11 protein-coding genes and 6 pseudogenes are annotated in these 16,029 nt (G+C 65.7%); 6 read left to right on the top strand and 11 right to left on the bottom strand.

Going from position 1 to position 16,029, the window contains the following annotated elements; translation table 11 throughout:
* Positions 1-13 precede the first annotated feature (13 nt).
* Positions 14-841 carry a hypothetical protein gene (locus L6444_RS00395; RefSeq protein ID WP_236979414.1) on the bottom strand — a complete coding sequence of 276 codons (828 nt, stop codon included), beginning with the start codon at positions 839-841 and terminating at the stop codon, positions 14-16.
* Positions 842-1,179: 338 nt separating this feature from the next.
* Between L6444_RS00395 and L6444_RS00390 the strand changes: the two genes are divergently transcribed.
* Complete coding sequence (locus tag L6444_RS00390) at positions 1,180-1,908, top strand: hypothetical protein (protein WP_236979412.1); 729 nt, start codon at positions 1,180-1,182, stop codon at positions 1,906-1,908.
* A 37-nt stretch (positions 1,909-1,945) separates the two neighbouring features.
* On the opposite strand, the pseudogene L6444_RS00385 reads toward L6444_RS00390, so the two are convergent.
* Positions 1,946-2,113, bottom strand: a pseudogene (locus L6444_RS00385) (haloalkane dehalogenase); the annotation flags it as partial.
* A 632-nt stretch (positions 2,114-2,745) separates the two neighbouring features.
* On the opposite strand from L6444_RS00385, the gene L6444_RS00380 reads away from it, so the two are divergent.
* A complete protein-coding gene (locus L6444_RS00380) occupies positions 2,746-3,003 on the top strand; it encodes a hypothetical protein (protein ID WP_236979410.1) in 258 nt (85 codons plus the stop codon).
* Positions 3,004-3,365: 362 nt separating this feature from the next.
* On the opposite strand, the pseudogene dnaB reads toward L6444_RS00380, so the two are convergent.
* From dnaB to L6444_RS00335, 9 genes and pseudogenes are all read right to left on the bottom strand, one after another.
* Positions 3,366-4,698: pseudogene (gene dnaB, locus L6444_RS00375) on the bottom strand (replicative DNA helicase); the annotation flags it as partial.
* Between the two features lie 531 nt (positions 4,699-5,229).
* Entirely contained in the window at positions 5,230-5,688 is a 459-nt protein-coding gene (rplI, locus tag L6444_RS00370) for a 50S ribosomal protein L9 (protein WP_236979409.1), read from the bottom strand.
* A 29-nt stretch (positions 5,689-5,717) separates the two neighbouring features.
* Positions 5,718-5,972: a 30S ribosomal protein S18 gene (gene rpsR, locus L6444_RS00365; protein ID WP_236979407.1), complete on the bottom strand. Its 255-nt coding sequence runs from the start codon at positions 5,970-5,972 to the stop codon at positions 5,718-5,720.
* Positions 5,875-6,531 (bottom strand): single-stranded DNA-binding protein, encoded by a 657-nt coding sequence (locus tag L6444_RS00360; RefSeq protein WP_459561267.1) that lies wholly within the window; start codon positions 6,529-6,531, stop codon positions 5,875-5,877. The genes rpsR and L6444_RS00360 overlap by 98 nt, the downstream gene beginning before the upstream one ends.
* Before the next feature lie 69 nt (positions 6,532-6,600).
* Positions 6,601-6,891, bottom strand: coding sequence for a 30S ribosomal protein S6 (gene rpsF / locus L6444_RS00355; protein WP_236979405.1), 291 nt, complete (start codon positions 6,889-6,891; stop codon positions 6,601-6,603).
* Positions 6,892-7,002: 111 nt separating this feature from the next.
* A pseudogene (locus L6444_RS00350) lies at positions 7,003-7,642 on the bottom strand (DJ-1/PfpI family protein).
* Positions 7,642-9,275, bottom strand: a pseudogene (locus L6444_RS00345) (glycosyltransferase family 87 protein). Before L6444_RS00345 ends, L6444_RS00350 begins: the two co-directional pseudogenes overlap by 1 nt.
* Positions 9,272-11,837: pseudogene (locus L6444_RS00340) on the bottom strand (transglycosylase domain-containing protein). Before L6444_RS00340 ends, L6444_RS00345 begins: the two co-directional pseudogenes overlap by 4 nt.
* Positions 11,830-12,234 carry a DUF5318 family protein gene (locus tag L6444_RS00335; protein WP_236979403.1) on the bottom strand — a complete coding sequence of 135 codons (405 nt, stop codon included), beginning with the start codon at positions 12,232-12,234 and terminating at the stop codon, positions 11,830-11,832. Before L6444_RS00335 ends, L6444_RS00340 begins: the two are co-directional and overlap by 8 nt.
* A gap of 99 nt (positions 12,235-12,333) precedes the next feature.
* Between L6444_RS00335 and L6444_RS00330 the strand changes: the two genes are divergently transcribed.
* The 4 genes and pseudogenes from L6444_RS00330 (at position 12,334) to L6444_RS00315 (ending at position 16,017) form a co-directional block, all read left to right on the top strand.
* Positions 12,334-13,182: a DUF1707 SHOCT-like domain-containing protein gene (locus tag L6444_RS00330; RefSeq protein ID WP_236979401.1), complete on the top strand. Its 849-nt coding sequence runs from the start codon at positions 12,334-12,336 to the stop codon at positions 13,180-13,182.
* A gap of 162 nt (positions 13,183-13,344) precedes the next feature.
* The gene (locus tag L6444_RS00325) at positions 13,345-13,887 is read left to right on the top strand and encodes a PadR family transcriptional regulator (protein ID WP_236979399.1); all 543 of its coding nucleotides are present in this window, start codon (positions 13,345-13,347) and stop codon (positions 13,885-13,887) included.
* A gap of 76 nt (positions 13,888-13,963) precedes the next feature.
* Positions 13,964-15,070, top strand: a complete 1,107-nt coding sequence (locus L6444_RS00320; protein WP_236979397.1) for an inositol-3-phosphate synthase — start codon at positions 13,964-13,966, stop codon at positions 15,068-15,070.
* A gap of 42 nt (positions 15,071-15,112) precedes the next feature.
* Positions 15,113-16,017 (top strand): annotated as a pseudogene (locus tag L6444_RS00315) (alpha/beta fold hydrolase).
* Positions 16,018-16,029 lie beyond the last annotated feature (12 nt).

Here is a 16,029-nt window from a genome sequence, read left to right as displayed (position 1 = left end):
TGGAACGACGGGCCTAGACGGACGTGCGGCTGAGTTGCGCTCGTCCGGCGAGAAGGTCGTGCTCGGCGCGCAGCGCGGAGATCTCTTGCCGCAGTTGATCGATCTGGGCTGCGTGATCGGTGACGGCGGTGGCGCATTGCTGATCGGCGAGTTCCTCGGCTCGTTGCCTGTTGACCGCGTTCAGCAGCAACTTGGTTAGCGTGAGCATCCAGATTGTGTAGATGACGGCCGGTACCCAGAAGGAGATGACACCGTTCCAGGCGAGCGGGCCGTCTTTGAAGTACGGGATGACCGTTCCCGGCAGGAAGACCAACTGAGCCCACAGGTTCATCCAGGCGAACCAGCGCGGGAGAATCGGTTCCTCGCGTTTGTCGCCGAAGATCGCCAGGCTGATCGCGACGCCCTGGATTGTCACCACCGGAACGGAGATGAGGAACATCATCCAGCCCAGATCGTTGAAGCGCTGGGTGATTTCGGGGTTCTCCAACGGGCGGTAGGCAGCGACCTGCCAGAAGATGGCTGCCAGCTGAAACAGCAGCACGAAGAGGGTACCGAGACCGAACTGGACGAGGGTCATCGGCGCCGTGGCACCCTCCATCCGCTTCATCTGAACCGAGATCGCGCACACCCACGGCTGGTAGCAAATACCCGAGAACAGCACCAGAATCATGCCGGTGCGGATGCCCGTGACGTTGTGGGCGTAGAACTGCGCAATCTCCACGGGGCCCGTGTTGCCGCTCGGTGGCGGAAGGAACTTGGCGAACACCAGCAGGCCCACGATCCAGCCGATCGCACACAGCGGCCCGGCCACCGCACACACCTTGTTGTTGACGTAATTCATCTGAGCCCTTCCCGGTCAATGACCACTTCGCGCCGCTCGCTATACAGCCCCCTTGGTGGCCGTCCAACGGCCATGCAGCCCGCTGCAGAGACGTCCACTCGAATGATGTGCCGATGCAATAGACACACTCGCTATAGTGACACAGCGTCCCAGATTCTTGTAGTGTGTCCTTCACCAGATGCACCGGTGGAAGGACTCCTTGGATGGGTAGTTGCGGTCAGGGGATCGTCGGGCGGATGAGGCCGAGGTGCGCTCTGGTGTGGCCCGATGGTTGCGAGACGCATCAGGTTACTTCAGGTTCTTCAACGATGCCGGCGAGCTGAACGGGAGCCGACGCGGTGGTATCCGAACGCGCACAACGGATTTTGCTGTGGTGGGGACTGACCTTCACCCTGATCTACGGGCTGGCATGGTGGCGCCTGTTCCACATGATGCCGCCGCCCTCGGCGAAATGGCCGCCGGAGCAGATCGCCCAGTTTTATCGCGAACACAGCACGACGATCAAGGTAGGCGCCACGGTCGCCAGCTGGACCAGCGGCTTCATGGTGCCGATCTCCATCGTCGTGGGCATCCAGATTGCCCGCCACGAGGCCGGCCGACCGATCTGGTCCACCCTGGCAATCGCGGGCGGATGTTTGATGTCGATTCCGCTGGTGCTCCCGCCGATCTTTTGGGGAGTCGCGGCCTTCACCCCCGACCGAGCGCCCGATATCACCGCACTCATGCACGAACTGGCCATGCTGACCTTCGTCACGACCGACCAGTACTACATCTACATGTGGGTGGCGATCGCAGTGGTCTGTCTGATCCCCAACCGGGTGCTCTACTCACCATTCCCGCGCTGGTTCGGCTACTACACCGCCTGGACGGCGCTCATGTTCGAGCCCGGAGCCCTGGCCTTCCTGTTCCGCTCCGGCCCGTTCTCGTGGAATGGTCTGCTGGCGTTCTGGTCTCCGGTAGTCACGTTCTTCGTGTGGATCGTCGCGATGGCGGTGCTGTTGTTCAAAGCCATCTCCCGACAAGAGGCGGTCGAACCTGAGGCAAAGACACCCCTCCTGGCGAAGTAGCGCGGCGATACTTGCGGCGCTGCCGGGCTGCCGGCCGTCAACCCGGCCGGATCTTCCGCACGAAAGAAGCGATGGCCGTGCCGATCTCGTCTGCGCTGTCCTCCTGGAGGAAATGCGTTCCCGGAACGGCGATTTCGGTTTGGTCGGGCCAGCTGCGCACGATGTCCACAACGCGTTGTTTGCTGTGGATGACTCCGGGATCGGCGCCTTCGGGGTGCAGCGTGCAGGACAGACTCGAACACACTGGGCAGGATGTCATAGCAGATGACCCGAGCGATCCGCTGATCGAAGGCGGCGGCGCGCAGGGCCAGGCAGCTCGCGAGTGAGCAGCCGACGACGGTCACATTTGAGAGCCAGGTGGCGGCTCGTTTCATCTGTTCACGCAAATCCAGGGGGAACGGTAATCAGCTGTCCGCGAATCTCGTTGATGCACTGAGTCTTTGCCTTGATAGCCGATCTTCGAGCTACACGCAGGCAGCGGATAGCCTCCACGATGCCGTCTCGCCGCCACCAAAGTCTACGTTCGTATAGTCTCCGACCGTTCGTCCCATGCTTCATCGCCGTGCACCGGCTCAGCCGCCTCGCCGTCGTCGCCGGCTGGGTCAAGGCCCCCCTCCCAGCCGGACTGAGCCCCGACCGCAACCTCTCTACGAATTCAGCGCCGCTTGTCGAACGAGGTCGATTAGTTGGCGGCCTGGGAATTCTTTGAGGTCTAGCGTGGGCAGAATGGGTTTGTTCAGTCATGAGGAGTTCCGGGACCCGGCTGACGGCGTTGGTGGCGGCGCTAGTGGTGGGGTTGTTGAGCGAGCTCGGGGTGCTGAGGTAGGCGAATACCGGGTGGATGAACCTGTGGTGGTGGGTCCGGGGTTGCCGCCTGAGGATGGTTCGTGCGGTCAGTTCACTGTGCAGTTTCACCTGTCCACGTCAATGCTGGTCAGGCTGAAACGTATTGCGGATATGCGTGGGGTGAGCGTTCCGGAGGTATGCCGGCAGGTGATCGGTGTGTTTGTTGCCCAGCAGGAGGGTGAGCTGGGCGCATTGCTTGCTGCCGAGGCCGAGGCGGCTGATTACCGGCCGAGTTTGGGTCAGGCGTAGTCGTGCCCGCCGCAGGGACGCCGCCTGGACCTGCTCATTGCTCCGATGGGGTCCGGGTGGCTTCGGAATAGCCATGGCGCTCGGAAGCTCCAAATCAGGTAGCCACCGGCCGACCTTTCACGTCACGTGCCCCTCAGTGCACGGGACTCTTCATCGCTTGCTGCGCGCGGTGAAAGAACCCACCGCAGCCCTTCAGCGTGCACTTCCGGTCGGCACCGTCAACGAAAGACTGGCTGAGCTAAAGACTTTCCGGCGGGTCCGGCATCCTTGAGCCACCAAAAGCGGAAGCTGCACCCGGCCGGCGCGGCCCAGAACTACCTCGCCATGTTGGAGAACCGCGACAGGTGCAGCTGGTGCGCAACCGTCACCGTCTTGGTCGGGCCGTTACGGTGTTTGGCGAGAATGAAATCCGCTTCCCCGCCGCGTGGATCGTCGCGATCAAATGCATCAGGTCGATTTAGCAGAATTACCATATCGGCATCTTGTTCCAGCGAACCCGATTCGCGAAGATCGGACAACATTGGTTTTTTGTCCGTCCTCTGTTCGGGACCGCGATTCAACTGACTAATCGCAACCACCGGAACTTCGAGTTCTTTCGCCAAAAGCTTGAGATGCCTTGAGAACTCGGACACCTCGACCTGGCGCGACTCGTGTTTCTTGCCCGAGGTCATCAACTGCAGGTAGTCGACGACCACCAGTTTCAAGTTCGCCTTCTGCCGCAACCGGCGGGCCTTGGCGCGGATCTCCATCATGGTCAGATTCGGCGAATCGTCGATATACAGCGGGGCCTCGCTGATCTCGCTCATCCGCCGCGCCAGTCGGGTCCAGTCGTCGTCGCTCATCCGGCCCGAACGCATGTCGGCAAGTTTGATCTTCGCCTCCGCCGACAGCAGCCGCATCACGATCTCGGACTTGCTCATCTCCAGCGAGAAGATGACGCTGGCCATCCGGTGCTTGATCGAGCACGACCGCATGAAGTCCAGTCCCAGGGTGGACTTCCCCACCCCCCGGACGCGCGGCGACGATGATCATCTGCCCCGGGTGCAGCCCGTTGGTCACCTCGTCGAGTTCGGTGAAGCCGGTCGGCACGCCGCGCGAAATACCGCCGTTGGACGCGATGGCGTCGATCTCGTCCATCGTCGGCTGCAGTAGATCCTCAAGAGCCACAAAATCTTCGGAGGTCCGTCGATCGGCGACCTCGTAGATCTCGGCCTGGGCGCGGTCGACGATCTCGGCCACGTCCGCGCCGTCGGCGCCGGCGTAGCCGTACTGCACCACCCGGGTTCCGGCCTCGACCAGCCGGCGCAACAGCGCCTTCTCGGCGACGATGCCGGCGTAGTACCCGGCGTTGGCCGCCGTCGGCACCGTCGAGATCAGGGTGTGCAGATAGGGCGCCCCGCCGATACGGCGCAGCAGGCCGCGCCGGTCGAGTTCGGCGGCCACGGTCACCGGGTCGGCGGGCTCTCCCCGCCCGTACAGGTCCAGGATCGCGTCGTAGACGTTCTGATGTGCCGGACGGTAGAAGTCGCCGGGCCGCAACCGCTCCAGGACGTCGGCGACGGCGTCCTTGCTCAGCAGCATCCCGCCCAGCACGGACTGCTCCGCGGCGAGATCCTGCGGAGGCTGACGACCGTAGTCCTCGCTGGGCGGCGGAGAATCCATCCCCGGATGCGGCAGATCGTCAACGACAGCCATGGGCCTTCACCTCCTCCGACTCAAGCACCGAACATACATTCGATAAACTGCATTCAGAGCGTAGGTCAAAGCACCGACACCCAACCCCCGGTAATGCTCATCGCCAATGCGCCTGCATGAAGGTAAACGTTGCTGGCGGCCCGGCAAAGGGGGCCTGTTGATGAGGCTGTGGACCGGGTGTGCATAGCCGACGACGACAGTGTTGAGCGGACTGTGGAGAACCTGTGGAGTATTGCGGGTTATGCCGGTATCAGTGCTGCTACCAGCCATATCACGCCAGTTCTACCGTGTGGACAACAATCTCATCGGCGTGTCGGGCCAGGTTATCGCGCCGGGCGTGTTGGTTTTCACCGACATTTTCGACGGGTAAAGCGCGGGTTACGCCGCGGCCGCGCAAACACCGCTGGATTTGTTCGCCAGGGTCCCGCCAGCGCGAAGCCCGCTCCCGCAGGTTCCGCAGATAACCCACGGCAGCACGAAGCCCGGCGCGTCCCATTCGGTCACGCCGGGCAGGTGCGAAGGTTGGCCGGGTTAGGCCTGCGCCACCACGTCGACGGAGACCTCGACGTCGATCTCCGGGTGCAGGTGCACGACCACCGGGTGGGTGCCAACCGACTTGATGTGCGCCTTGGGCAGCCGCACGATCCGCTTGTCCAGGTTGGGGCCGCCCGCCTTCTTGATGGCGGTGACGATGTCGCCGGCGGTGACCGAGCCGAACAGCTTGCCGCTGTCGGCTGCCGTCTTCACCGGCAACGACACCGGACCGAGCGCCTCGATAGCCGTCTTGATCTCGTTGGCGTGTTCGCGGTCGCGGACCGTCTTGGTCTCGCGTGCCCGGCGAATGTCGTCGGCCTGGCGCTGCGCGCCGCGGGAGGCGACGATCGCCAGACCACGCGGCAACAGGAAGTTACGGCCATACCCGTCCTTGACTTCGACCGTGTCGCCGACGGAACCGAGATGGTCGACGTCAGCCGTCAGAATCAGCTTCATCGTTTGCGTTCTTTCGTTGTGCGCGGTGGTTACCGCGTCGAGGAGGTGAAGGGCAGCAGCGCGACCTCGCGGGCGTTCTTCACCGCGACTGCGATGTCCCGCTGGTGCTGCACGCAGTTGCCGGTGACCCGGCGGGCCCGGATCTTGCCGCGCTCACTGATGTAGGTCCGCAGCAGCGCGGTGTCCTTATAGTCGATGTTCTGGTCCTTCTTGGCGCAGAAGACGCATTTGCGTGCCTTGACCGGCTTCTCCGGAGCCGGGCGCCGCTTGGTGGACTTGGCCATGAGTGTGTTTCTTCCGTTCTCGTGCTCTGAAGTTCTCTAAGTCAGAAAGGTGGTTCGTCGTCGCCGCCGCCGAACGAACCCGATGCCGGGGCGCTGCCCCACGGGTCGTCGCCGGATCCGCCGGACTGTGCCGGTGCCGACTGCCGGGATCCGCCGCCGCCTCCCCGCCGAAGCCGCCGCCACCGCCGCCGCTGCGGCTGGCCTTGTTGACCTTGGCGGTCGCGTACTTCAGCGACGGGCCGATCTCGTCGACCTCGACCTCGACCACGGTGCGCTTCTCACCTTCGCGGGTTTCGAAAGACCGTTGCTTGAGCCGTCCGGTGACGATCACGCGCGCCCCGCGGGTCAGGCTCTCGGCCACGTTCTCGGCGGCCTCCCGCCAGATGTTGCACCGCAGGAACAGCGCCTCGCCGTCCTTCCACTCCCCGCTCTGCCGGTCGTAGATGCGCGGCGTGGACGCGACCGTGAAGTTCGCCACGGCCGCACCCGATGGGGTGAACCGCAATTCGGGGTCGGCGGTGAGGTTTCCGACGACGGTAATGGTCGTGTCACCAGCCATGATTGCCTCCTGGGTCCGCCTGGTGGGTGGGTTTGGGAACGAGCGTAGGCAACAGCCCCGACAGGCCGGCTAGTGCTTGTCGGTGCGCATCACCTTGGTGCGCAACACCGACTCGTTCAGGCTCAGCTGGCGGTCGAGTTCGGAGACCGTCGCGGGCGCGGCCTTCAAGTCGATCACCACATAGATGCCTTCGGCGTGCTTGGCGATCTCGTAAGCCAGCCGCCGCCGGCCCCAGATGTCGACTTTGTCCACCGTTCCACCGTCTTTGCGGACGACGTTCAGGAACGTCTCCAGCGACGGGGCAACGGTGCGCTCGTCGAGCGTGGGGTCGAGGATGACCATGATTTCGTATGGACGCATAGGGACCTCATCACCTCCTCTGGTCTGGGCGGCCACGGACGTTCCGTGGCAGGAGGGTCGCCTGCGTCGGCAACCGCCCTAGGGTACCGGACGCCGGGCTGAGCTGGAAATTCACTTCCGGGCGCGAGCGAACTCCGCGGCCCGGGCCTGCGTCGCCGGGTCGGCTTTGGCCCACGCGCCGGTATCGAACGGCGGCTGCGGGTCGTACTCGATCAGCAGCTGGGCGGCTTGGGCGGCCTCCCGGTCGACCAGCAGCTCGACCAGCCGCAGCGCCATGTCGATACCGCTGGATACACCCGCCGCGGTGATGACGCGGTGCGCCGGATGCTCGACAACCCGCTCCGGCACGTACCGCGCCCCCAGCGCGTTGAGTTCCTCGACCGCCCGCCAATGCGTGGTTGCGGTGAGCCCGTCCAGCAGCCCGGCACTCGCCAGCAGCAGCGCGCCGGTGCACACCGAGGTGGTGAACCGGGTTCCCGGATGCACGGATTGCAGCCAGCCACATAGGGTTTCATCGCCGATGAGTGCGCGGGTCCCGATGCCCCCGGGAACCACCACCACGTCGGGCGTGGCGACCTCGTCGAAGGTGGCGTCGCAGTCTGACACCGAGCATGTTGTTCTCGGTGCGGACCTCACCGCGCTCGTGCCCGACGAACACCACGTCGACCGACGGGATGCGTTGCAGCACTTCGTATGGCCCGATCGCATCCAGCGCCGTGAACCGCGGGAACACCGGAATGGCGACCCGCATCAGCTACCTGTCCCGGCAGCTGCAAGCGGTGTCGCCGCGTCGGGCTGCGGCCGGCGGCGCAGCCACTCGGGCATCGCATCGGGTGCCCGGTCGTAAATCCCCCCGGCGGGGTCGTCGACCCGGCCGTGCCAGCGCACCAGGTCTTCGTCAGGTCGATAAATCTGCCGAATAACCAAGGCGCACAAGGTCATTACCGCGATGTCACGAAGCAGCACCGTGGCGGTGAACCATTGCTCCGGCAGCGACCGGCTGGCGTTGCCGTACAAGTAGTACATCCGCGGCACCCAGACGAGCGCGTCGATCGTCATCCACGCCAACAGAACTCGGCGGTGCGGCAACGCCAGGACGGCCAACGGCACCAGCCACAGCGAGAACTGCGGGCTCCACACCTTGTTGGTGAGCAGGAATGCCGCCACCACCAAGAAGACCAGTTGCGCCACCCGCGGCCGTTGCGGCGCCGTGCAGGCGATGTAGGCGATTGCCGCACATGCCAACGCGAAAAGCACCGTGACTACGGCATTCAGTACGGTGGGCGGCTCCCAGAAACCTAGCGACGAGTCGAAACCGCGCCAACCGGTGAACGACTTGACGACGTTGAACAGCGAGTCCATGTCGTCACCGCGACGGGTGTTGAGCCGGAAGAACTCTGACCAGCCGCGCGGATAGAGCACCAGCACGGGCAGATTCACCGCCAGCCAGGTCGCCGCAGCGGCGCCCCGCGGTGCGCGCCACGCCGCCGAGGCGCCCGGACCTGATCCCCAGCACCAGCAGTGGGCCCAGAAACAGCAACGGATAAAGCTTGGCCGCGGCGCCCAGCCCGATCAACACGCCGGCGAGCCAGGGTTTTCGGCGCGCCCAGGCCAGCAACCCGCCCATCGCGAAAGCCGTTGCCAGCGCGTCGAAATTGGTGAAGATCTGAAAGATCACCAGGGGGTGAGGCGGAGACCAGGGCCGCGTCCCAGATCCGGCGTCCGGCCAGCCCTGAGGTCGCCCACACGGTGGCCAGCCAGGCCAGCGCCAAGCCGAGTGCGGAGAAGTTGAAAAACATCACCACTTCGGCGACCACCGGCAGCGGTGCAACCTTGCTCACCGCCGTGTAGGTCTTGGCCAGCGCCATCGAAAGATACTGGTACACCCCGGTCACCACCGGATATTCCATGTAGCGCACCGCGACCTTGCCGTCGTAGCGGATCTGCGGGGCACCGTTGCTGTCGGTCTCGGTCCAGCTGGATTTATAGGGAAACTTGCCCTGACTCAGCAGCTCCGCTCCGTACAGCGGAACCGTGTCGGAATAGCACAACTCGTAATAGGCACGTTGGTTGTCCCAGTTGGCCACCCGCTGATCCCCGGATCCCTTACCGGTGCTCTGCAGGCACGCCGCCTTCGTCGACCAACCCAGTGCCAGAAACACCAGGGCGATGGCGATCATCACCCGCAGCGGCGTCATGAACCGGGTGCGGCCGATCATCGCGTGCCGGCCCACCGGACCGCCGATCAGGCCGGCCAGCGCGGCACCCAGCACGTCGTTGCGGCTCGGGCAATCGCGGCTGTCGGCGCTACGCCGGTCGGCGGCCAGCGGTTGTGGCGAAATCTCGGCGCGCTGCGTCGACGCCGTGACCTCAGGACGGGTCACGGCGGGTTGGGCACGTCGGCGGGCGGCCCACCGCCCGGCGCACCCGGCGCACCCGGCGCTGGAACCCCTGGCGCAGGCGGGCCACCGGGGGCCGGCGGCGCCAGCGTGATCGTGGTGGGCGGGCCGACCGGGACGGTGATCCCCGGTGCCACCTCCACGGTGGGTTGGATCACGGTCTCCGAGGGTGGGGCCGGCGGGGGCGGCGGCGGTGCGGGCACCCCGCATATCCGCCGATCTCGGTGGGCTTGGGGAAGGTCTCGTTCTGGGTGCCTTTCAGCGCGCCGTCCATCGTCGCCTTCCAGATGTCCGACGGCAGACCCGAGCCGTAGACGGCTCCGCCCGACGCGGTCACCAGCGGCTGGTCACCCTTGACGGTGCCCACCCACACCGCCGTCGCCAGCGACGGCGTGTACCCGACCATCCACGCGTCCTTGTTCGAAGTGGTGTCCCCCAACTGCGTGGTCCCGGTCTTGGCCGCCGACGGCCGCCCCCCCGGCCAGGTTGTGGCCGCGGGAGTACCCGGCGATCGGCTGCATCGCGGCAGTCACGTTGTCGGCCACCGCCTTCGGGATGCGTTCCTCACCGCCGTTGGCGGCGGTGCCGGCGTCGAAGAGGACCTGGCCCTCGGCATTGACCACCTTCTGCACGAAGTGCGGCCGGTGGTAGACGCCCGACGCGGCCAGCGTGGCGTAGGCGCTGGCCATGTCGATCACCCGGGTCTGGTACTGCCCCAACACGATTCCGTTGTTGGGCGGGCCGCCGTTACCGTCTTCGGACAGCGTGTGCGACACGCCGGGGGAAGCTCTGGGCGATACCGGCCTGGTGCGCGGCGTCGGCCACCGCCTGCGGGCCGCCTTTGAGCTTGAGCATCAACCGGTAGTACGACGTGTTCAGCGACATCTTCAGCGCCTGGGCCAGATTGCAGGTCCCGCAGCTTTCACCCTCGACGTTGGTGATCTTGATGCCGTCGACGGTCAACGGCGAGCTGTCCACCTGGTAGCCCAGCCCGATGCCCTGCTCCAGCGCGGCGACCAAGGCGAACACCTTGAACGACGACCCGGTCTGCAACCCCGCCTGCGCGAAGTCGAAGCCCTGAGCGTTGGACCCGCCGTAGTAGGCCTTCACCGCGCCGGTGTGCGGGTCGATCGACACCACCGCCGCCCGCATCTGAGGATCCTCGCCCTCGAGGTATTTGGCGACGGCCTTCTCCGCGGCCTGCTGCGCCTGCGGATCGATAGTGGTGGTGACCTGCAGTCCCTGGGTGTTCAGCGTCTGTTCATCGATGTTGAACAGATCCATCAGTTCCTTGGTGACCTGACGTTCGATCAACCCGTTCGGTCCGGTCGGCTGATTGGCGGCACGTGCCTGGTCCGGCGACACGGTGGGGGGGAACACCTGTTTGGCGCGGTCGCCGGCGGACAGCGCCTTGGTCTCCACCATGCCGTCGAGCACCCAGTTCCAGCGGGCCAGTGCGCCGTCGGGATCCACGGCCGGGTCCAGCGTGGACGGTCGCCGGATCAGGGCGGCCAGCAGCGCGCCTTCGGACACGGTGAGCTGTTCCACGGGTTTGTCGAAGTAGGCCTTGGACGCCGCCGAGATGCCGTAGGCGCCGCGCCCGAAATAGATGATGTTCAGATAAGCCTGCAGCACATCGTCTTTGGACCACTCCCCCGCCATCTTGGTGGCGATCACGAGCTCTTTGGCCTTGCGCATCATTCCGCTCAGCCCGTGTTGCGCCGAGCCGACCAAGGCGTTCTTGACGTACTGCTGGGTGATCGTCGAGCCGCCCTGCAGGTCACCGCCGAACAGGTTGTTGCGCGCCGCCCGGGCGAAGCCGCTGAACGAGAAGCCGGGATTGGAATAGAAGCCGCGGTCCTCGGCGGCGATCACCGCCTGACGCACGTGCACCGGCACCTGGCTGAGGTTCACGTCGACCCGATTACCTTCGGGCGGAACGATTTTGGCGATCTCGCTACCGTCGCTGGCCAGGATGGTGGACACCTGGTTGGTGCGGATGTCCCCGGGCCGGGGCACCTCGACGATGAAGTACGCCATGGTGAAAGTGACGATCGGCAGCAGGATCAGCACTGCCGCGCTGAGGTACAGCGATCGGCGGACCCACCGCCAGTTGATCTGCTCGCTCCACCTCGGCCGCGGCCGACCCGCCGGTCCGCCCGCGGGCCCCGTCGGACCCGACGGTGGAGGCCCGCCCGGTGGGCGCCGGTCGGCGGCGCCATATCGTCGCCCGGCGCGGGACGACGGCGACTCCAGCGCGGCCTTGACCTGGTCGAGATGGTCGGGCTGGGGCGGGTTGTCCAGCGCGGCCTTGACCTCCTCGATGGGGTCCGCGTGCCGGGACGTCCGCTCGTCGGGCACGGCCGGAATGATCGTCGTCAACCGGTCGTCGGGCGGTACCGCGCGGCGCGGTACCGAGCGGGCACCCGTCGCCCCCGTTACTCCCGCTGCCCCCGGACCGTCGCCGCCGGAATGCTTGCCGCCTTCAGTCGTCGGCTCGTCCGGGGTGTCGCTGGACGACTGGTGATGGCGTCCGTCGTTACTCACTGGCAGTGCGGGATTTCCTCGGCGGTTGCGCGGGGCGTGGCGCACCGAGCACGTAGGACTTGACCAGGTGATTCCAGCTGCACGTGCGGCACACCTCCACCACATGTACAGCAAACTCGGAGAAGCGAGTGGCCAGCAAGACCAGCTCTTCGGCGGTGCGCGCCGACCCTGACACCGCACCCAGATGCTCGCCGAAAACCCAGGACACCAGCGTCAGCTGCTCCTTGCGGCAGATCGGGCACATGACCTGGCTTTGTTTCCCGTGAAACTTGGCCGCGCGCAGCAAATACGGGTTGGCGTCGCAGACCTCGGACACTCCGGTACGCCCGGAGTACACCTCGGCCAGCAGCGAGCGCCGCCGAAGCGCGTAATCCACCACCTGTCGCTGCAGTCGCACGCTGACCAGAGTACGTCCCCCTCCCCGGCGCCGATATGCAACACAGTCTGTTGTCGTGCGCTTGCGGCGAGTCGGGTACCGGACTCCTACGATCAGTCCGTGGCGATATGGTCCGGTTCGACTTCGACCCGAGCAAAAGACACTGACCGGCAAGAGACGTGCCAGATTCTCGACAACGCCCTGGCCGACGGTGAGATCTCCGCGGAGGAACACCGAGAGCGCGTCAGTTCGGCAACCCAGGCCGTGACGCTGGGCGAGTTACAGCGCCTGGTGACCGATCTGCAATTCCACAGCACGCTGGTCAAGACGCCGGCGACCAAGCTACGCAGCCCGCGGCCGGGACTGGGCTTGGCCGCGGCCGCACTCGGGGTGACGGTGCTGCTGGGCATCGGCATCGGCTGGGGTCTCTACGGCAACACCACCTCACCGCTGGACTTCACCTCCGATCCCGGCGCCAAGTCCGACGGCGTCGCGCCGGTGGTGCTCACCCCACCCAGACAACTGCACTCCCTTGGTGGTCTCACCGGACTGATGGAGCAGACGCGCAAGCGCTTCGGCGACACCCTGGGCTACCGCTTGGTGATCTACCCGACCTACGCCTCGTTCGAACGCAAAGACCCCGCCGACGACCGTCGGGTGCTCAACTACACCTACCGCGGCGGCTGGGGCGACCCCAGCACCTCGGCCAAGAGCAGCACCGACACCGAGCTGGTCGACCTGGGCAAATTCGACGTCAAGGCGGTGGTCGGCGTCATGCGCGGGGCCCCGGAGACCGTCGGCATCAAGCAATCCGACGTCAAGAGCAGCTACCTGATCGTGGAACCGGGCAAAGACCCAACCGCGCCCGGTGGCCTGACGCTGACCATCTACGTGTCCAGCGATTACGGCAGCGGCTACATCGCGTTGGCCGGCGACGGCACCGTCAAACAGGTCAACTACGTCAGCTGAACGGGTCGGCCGCAGCAAAGCTTCCGTGTGACGAACAGAGCACTAACAGACGGTTGAGTTGTCGCTAATATATCGGGGCGATACTATGACGCGAGGCGTCGAAGCTTCGTAACGCCCGAAGTATCGGCCGAACGGTCAAGCCACGCAGAAGGAGGTGACTCGTTGCTGGAACTCGCGATTCTGGGCCTGCTGATCGAGTCGCCGATGCATGGCTACGAGCTGCGCAAGCGGCTGACCGGCCTCCTCGGCGCCTTCCGCGCATTCTCCTACGGTTCGTTGTACCCAGCGCTGCGGCGCATGCAGGCCGACGGCCTGATCGCCGAGAACGCCGCACCGGCCGGGATGCCGGTACGCCGGGCCCGCCGGGTCTACCAACTGACCGACGAGGGCCGCCGTCGCTTCAGCGAGCTGGTCGCCGACACCGGCCCGCACAACTACACCGACGACGGCTTCGGCGTGCACCTGGCATTTTTCAATCGCACGCCGGCCGAAGCGCGGATGCGCATCCTGGAAGGCCGCCGCCGCCAGGTCGAGGAACGCCGCGAAGGTCTGCGCGAAGCGGTGGCACGGGCCAGTAGCTCGTTCGATCGCTACACCCGTCAACTGCATCAACTCGGGCTCGAGTCCAGCGAGCGCGAGGTCAAGTGGCTCAACGAGCTCATCGCCGCCGAACGGGCGGCACCCAATCCCGTCGAACAGACGTAACCACCCCGCACGACCAACCGCGCACGACAACGCACATTCAAGAACGAAGAGTTCGAAAGGTTAGGAGAACGCCCAAATGAGTGAGCAGAACGCGCCCCAGGCGTCTGAGGTACGAGTCGCCATCGTCGGCGTCGGAAACTGCGCGTCCTCGCTGGTTCAGGGCGTCGAGTACTACTACAACGCCGACGACACCGCCTCGGTCCCCGGCCTGATGCACGTCCGGTTCGGCCCGTACCACGTCCGCGACGTCAAGTTCGTGGCCGCCTTCGACGTGGACGCCAAGAAGGTGGGCTTCGACCTGTCCGACGCGATCTACGCCTCGGAGAACAACACCATCAAGATCGCCGACGTGCCCCCCACCAACGTGGTGGTGCAGCGCGGCCCGACCCTCGACGGCATCGGCAAGTACTACGCCGACACCATCGAACTCTCCGACGACGAGCCGGTCGACGTGGTCAAGGTGCTCAAGGACAACAAGGTCGACGTGCTGGTGTCCTACCTACCGGTGGGCTCCGAGGAGGCCGACAAGTTCTACGCCCAGTGCGCCATCGACGCCGGCGTGGCGTTCGTCAACGCGCTGCCGGTGTTCATCGCCTCCGACCCGGTGTGGGCCAAGAAGTTCAAGGATGCCGGCGTCCCGATCATCGGCGACGACATCAAGAGCCAGGTCGGGGCCACCATCACCCACCGGGTGATGGCCAAGCTGTTCGAGGACCGCGGCGTCACGCTGGACCGCACCTACCAGCTCAACGTCGGCGGCAACATGGACTTCAAGAACATGCTGGAGCGGGAGCGGCTGGAATCCAAGAAGGTCTCCAAGACCCAGGCCGTGACGTCCAACCTCACCGGATCGCTCGCCGGCAAGGTCGAGGACAAGAACGTCCACATCGGCCCGTCCGACCACGTCGCCTGGCTCGACGACCGCAAATGGGCATACGTGCGCCTGGAAGGCCGCGCCTTCGGCGACGTGCCGCTGAACCTGGAGTACAAGCTCGAGGTGTGGGACTCGCCGAACTCCGCCGGCATCATCATCGACGCGGTGCGGGCGGCCAAGATCGCCAAGGACCGCGGCATCGGCGGCCCGGTGCTGCCGGCGTCGGCGTACCTGATGAAGAGCCCGCCCGAGCAGCTGCCCGACGACGTCGCGCGCACTCAGCTCGAAGAGTTCATCATCGGGGGCTGACCGGCCCTGGCCCGCCTGAGCGGGCATCGTAATGTCGCAGGGGTGAGCGATCACCCTGATGATGGATTGACCGGGCTCTCCGAGTTCGACCTGCTCTCCGAAAACGCCGAGCAAGCCGGCGTTTCGGGTCCCCCCTACCGGCCGTCGAGCGGGTGAATTCGGGCGGCATCAGCGCGCTGCGCTGGGGTGGCTCCGATCCGCGGGTGATCTTCCTGCACGGTGGCGGACAGAACGCGCACACGTGGGACACCGTGATCGTCGGGCTGGGTGTACCGGCGCTGGCCGTCGATCTGCCCGGGCACGGGCATTCGGCGTGGCGCGAGGACGGCGACTACTCGCCGCAGCACAATGCCGACGCCCTGGTGCCGGTGCTGCGGGAGCTGGCACCGACCGCGCAGTTGGTGGTCGGGATGTCGCTGGGCGGCCTGACCGCCATTCGGCTCGGCGCGTTGGCGCCCGAACTGGTGGACGAGTTGGTGCTCGTCGACGTCACCCCCTCGGCGCTGGCACGGCACTCCGAGATGACCAAGGAACAGCGCGGCACGGTGGAACTGATGGCCGGTGAGCGGGAGTTCCCCAGCTTCCAGGCGATGCTGGACCTGACCGTCGCCGCCGCCCCGCACCGCGAGGTCAAGGCGTTGCGTCGCGGCGTGTTCCACAACTCGCGCCGGCTGGACAACGGCAACTGGACCTGGCGCTACGACACCATCCGCAAGTTCCCCGACTTCGACAGCCTGTGGGACGACGTCGATGCCCTGTCAGCCCCGGTGACCCTGGTGCGCGGCGGCACCTCCGGCTTCGTCAACGACGACGACGTCAGCGAATTAGCCAGGCGCGCAACGAAATTCCGCGGCTCCCACGTCGTCGAAAACTCGGGCCACTCGGTGCAGAGCGACCAGCCGCGCGCCCTGATCGACCTCGTGCGGAAGGTGATCGACGGAGGCTAGCGCCTACGGTGG

Source organism: Mycobacterium kiyosense, assembly GCA_021654635.1.
GTDB lineage: Bacteria > Actinomycetota > Actinomycetes > Mycobacteriales > Mycobacteriaceae > Mycobacterium > Mycobacterium kiyosense.
This window is presented reverse-complemented; position numbering and strand designations above follow the sequence as displayed.

Coding starts and splice junctions, on each gene's coding strand:
- L6444_RS00395 (WP_236979414.1), bottom strand. CDS start 841: ATGAATTACGTCAACAACAAGGTGTGTGCGGTGGCCGGGCCGCTGTGT.
- rplI (WP_236979409.1), bottom strand. CDS start 5,688: ATGAAGCTGATTCTGACGGCTGACGTCGACCATCTCGGTTCCGTCGGC.
- rpsR (WP_236979407.1), bottom strand. CDS start 5,972: ATGGCCAAGTCCACCAAGCGGCGCCCGGCTCCGGAGAAGCCGGTCAAG.
- L6444_RS00360 (WP_459561267.1), bottom strand. CDS start 6,531: ATGGCTGGTGACACGACCATTACCGTCGTCGGAAACCTCACCGCCGAC.
- rpsF (WP_236979405.1), bottom strand. CDS start 6,891: ATGCGTCCATACGAAATCATGGTCATCCTCGACCCCACGCTCGACGAG.
- L6444_RS00320 (WP_236979397.1), top strand. CDS start 13,964: ATGAGTGAGCAGAACGCGCCCCAGGCGTCTGAGGTACGAGTCGCCATC.